4 protein-coding genes and 2 pseudogenes are annotated in these 3,077 nt (G+C 40.9%); all 6 read right to left on the bottom strand.

Features of this window, described 5'->3' with window-relative positions; translation table 11 throughout:
* Positions 1–459 (bottom strand): annotated as a pseudogene (locus ACFIK3_RS09100) (hemagglutinin repeat-containing protein); the annotation flags it as partial.
* 195 nt (positions 460–654) lie between these two features.
* On the bottom strand, positions 655–1,131 hold the full coding sequence (locus ACFIK3_RS09095) for a hypothetical protein (RefSeq protein ID WP_273791330.1): 477 nt from the start codon (positions 1,129–1,131) through the stop codon (positions 655–657).
* Positions 1,132–1,311: 180 nt separating this feature from the next.
* Positions 1,312–1,719, bottom strand: coding sequence for a hypothetical protein (locus tag ACFIK3_RS09090; protein WP_375643795.1), 408 nt, complete (start codon positions 1,717–1,719; stop codon positions 1,312–1,314).
* 21 nt (positions 1,720–1,740) lie between these two features.
* Positions 1,741–2,484 carry a filamentous hemagglutinin gene (locus ACFIK3_RS09085; RefSeq protein ID WP_375676591.1) on the bottom strand — a complete coding sequence of 248 codons (744 nt, stop codon included), beginning with the start codon at positions 2,482–2,484 and terminating at the stop codon, positions 1,741–1,743.
* 12 nt (positions 2,485–2,496) lie between these two features.
* On the bottom strand, positions 2,497–2,898 hold the full coding sequence (locus ACFIK3_RS09080) for a hypothetical protein (protein ID WP_375676590.1): 402 nt from the start codon (positions 2,896–2,898) through the stop codon (positions 2,497–2,499).
* Positions 2,895–3,077 (bottom strand): annotated as a pseudogene (locus ACFIK3_RS09075) (hypothetical protein); the annotation flags it as partial. The pseudogene ACFIK3_RS09075 and the gene ACFIK3_RS09080, both read right to left, overlap by 4 nt.

The raw sequence follows: 3,077 nt of genomic DNA, 5'->3' as shown, positions 1-3,077 counted from the left end.
GAAACCACGGCGCCTGCCAATGTGGTGTTTGCCCCACTCGTGGTATGAACAGTGCCGGTGCCTATAATATGGCTGTTCTTCTGTTGAACCTCCTCACTGGACCCCTTGCCTTTACCAAAAGAAGCATTCCCCATCCACCCTGTACCCACCGGTACCATAACTATACCCAACATTCATTGAAGCGCTTTGCGTGTGGTTTTCTGTGCTTTGCGTGTTTTGCGCACTTTCAAAGATGATATCTTCACCTGCTCCCATGGTGATATTTCCACTCTGTTTATCATTGCTTTGCATCGGGTTTGTGCCGGCAATAATATCGGCTCCAACACCATGGATGCTGCCTTTGTGGGCTTGCATATTAACAGCGCGTCCTGCTTCTATTGTTGTGGTCATCGCGGTGGAAGCTTGAGAAGAAGCTTCTGCTTTCTTAAAGCCCACTGTCATACTGCCAGATGCGCCAGCCTCGGTCAAACCGCTTAACGTATCCTGTGGATTGCCCCACGACTTTGGCTTCAAAATACGCATCCCCCGTAATGAAACCTCACCTGCCGTATTGTCGACTATCTTAAACACCAAATTAAAAGTGCCCGTTGTGTGGATAAAGAAGGAGACAGCTTTGATCCTCTACTTCATTCGTGATTTTATCTAACGACCTTTTTAACGATGGGGAGGACGCTTTGGTGATCGCTTTTGTAAAGCTTTCTGCTTTTGCTGACGTTTTCTTTCATCCTCAAAATGCGTTAGTAAAGCGCGTTCCTGTTTCGTTTTGTTGGTCACACCAAAGGTATCATTGTCCATAAATTGCTGATATCCAGCTAGCATCAAATTAGCTAAAAACGAGTCACTTTTCAGAGGTTGTACAAAATAGAGCCCTTTTGAATCTTGCAATTTATACCGGAAACCTGCTTTTTTCATGCACTCATAAACTGAGGCAAATTCACTCGCATACGAATTCATATCACTAGAAGAAGCATAAACCGGTTTCCAGCCACATTTTGATAAGGATTGTTGGATCATCGCTTTATCGACACCTGGTTTTTCCCATAATGCTAAAGTTGATGGAGGAGGTTGGTTAACACATCCAGCTGTATTTAAGAGAGCTATGCAACTCAATAGTTTTAAGATTTTCTTCATTTTTTCCCTCTTTCAATGGATTTATTTACTATAAAACAGCTCGGAGGCTTGTTGATATTTTCTGTCATCGCTGCTTAAAACAACGGTGAACAATATTGAGATGATTGGTTGAGAAAACAATCCCACCATTCCAAGTGAAGGCAAGGATAGCGGATTGTTAATCATCACAAACAGCAAAAATTAAGGATAACATTCATATTGTTCTGGATGCTTTTTACAAAAAGGGCTGTTTAAGCGCTTCTTGACACTGCGCTGTGGTATGACAGCACCTGGACGACAAGCCGGAAGATTCTTTCCTTGAAAATTCTCACACCACGTTCCTGCCTCTGTATCTTTATAGCGGAATCCTGATTGAACCATACAAGAATCAATAAACGCCTTTTTATTTAAACTTAACTTTCTATTTTCTGGATCCTTATCATAAGGGGTTGGCATTCCACATTCTAATAAGGCTTTTCCTACCTCAGTAAAATCAGTAACACCATTTTTCTCCCACGCGCTCAAATATCCTCCAGGAGTTTTATTAAACTGACATCCAGCTATACTTAACAAAGTTACAGCGCTTAATAATTTTAAAGTTTGTTTCATTTTTTTCCTCCATGATTTAATTCAAGGTTTTTGTTTTAAATGAGATGAGCCATACCTTTTTTGGCATTTTTGACCCGCATCTCCAAGACAGGTATGGGAGCTTATGGGATTCATGATCACTCTCCACCATTCTTTCCACCAGTTACTGCCAGCAGGTATTGTCTCGTAAGTATAGCCATTGCCGCCAATCCATCGGCTTACAAAGTCGTATCTATTCCCATCAAAGCCAACAATGGTTTGTTTGCCATCACTCACATAACCTAACAGACCGGATGCAACTAAAACATTAAAGGCTGATCCATAGAAATTGATCTTCGTGTTGTTGGCTATACCGTGAACACCTTCTTGTTTGAAAGAATTCAGCATATTCCCCAATGTCATTGTCCCGCGACTATGTCCATAAAGTTCTAATCCTGTAAGACCATAGCTATACATCAAATCTTTTGCTTCTTGTGTTGAATTGGTCAAACCCCAAAAGTTATTTTCCATAAACTTCTGATAACCCGCGACCAGAAGTTCTGAAATAGCAGAATCGGCTTGAGGGAACACAACAAAATAAAGCGGTACATTTTTATTCTCCGCATGTTGCTCTGCATAAACAGCCGCCTCATAGGGTGTTGTAAGAATACCATTGAGGAAAAAATGAACCTTGCCATCAGAACCTTTTTGTAAATTCTGTTGTTCTTCATCCGTTAAATAATGTGCGTGAGGAAACAATCCCGCCATTCCAAGCAAATGCAAGGATGGCGGATTGTTAATTATCACAAACAGCAAAACTTAAGGTTTGCATTCAGGTGCATTTTTATACTTTTTACAAAAAGGGCTGTTCAAACGCTTCTTGACACTGCGCTGTGGTATGACAGCACCTGGACGACAAATGGGAAGGTTTTCAGCTCTAAAAGTATAACACCAATATGGTCCTCCCCATTTGTAGCGGAATCCTGCTTGAATCATGCAAGCATCGATGGAAGCCTCTGCATTGATGCTTAGCTTTCTATTTTCTGGAAAAACATCATAAGGGGTTGGCATACCACATTCTAACAATGCTTTTCCTACCTCAGTAAAATCTGCTCCTGGTTTCTCCCATGCACTCAAAACTCCTGGTGGAGGCTTATCAATGTTACATCCAGCAATATTTAACAGAATGAGACCACTTAATAATTTCAAGATTTGTTTCATTTTTTTCTTCCTGAATATTTTGAATAAATTGGCATACGATTAGGTAATCCATAGAACTTTGTACAAGCATCACTTGGATGTCCATAACAAGCATGGACACTTGGGTAGCCCTTAAATATTTGCCCTCTCTCTTTCCAGGGACCACTTCCAGGAGGTATTTGCTCAAAAGTGTAAGGATT

Origin of the sequence: Bartonella sp. CB10SXKL (assembly GCF_042195515.1) — a bacterium.
Lineage (GTDB): Bacteria > Pseudomonadota > Alphaproteobacteria > Rhizobiales > Rhizobiaceae > Bartonella.
This window is presented reverse-complemented; position numbering and strand designations above follow the sequence as displayed.

Coding starts and splice junctions, on each gene's coding strand:
- ACFIK3_RS09095 (WP_273791330.1), bottom strand. CDS start 1,131: ATGAAGAAAATCTTAAAACTATTGAGTTGCATAGCTCTCTTAAATACA.
- ACFIK3_RS09090 (WP_375643795.1), bottom strand. CDS start 1,719: ATGAAACAAACTTTAAAATTATTAAGCGCTGTAACTTTGTTAAGTATA.
- ACFIK3_RS09080 (WP_375676590.1), bottom strand. CDS start 2,898: ATGAAACAAATCTTGAAATTATTAAGTGGTCTCATTCTGTTAAATATT.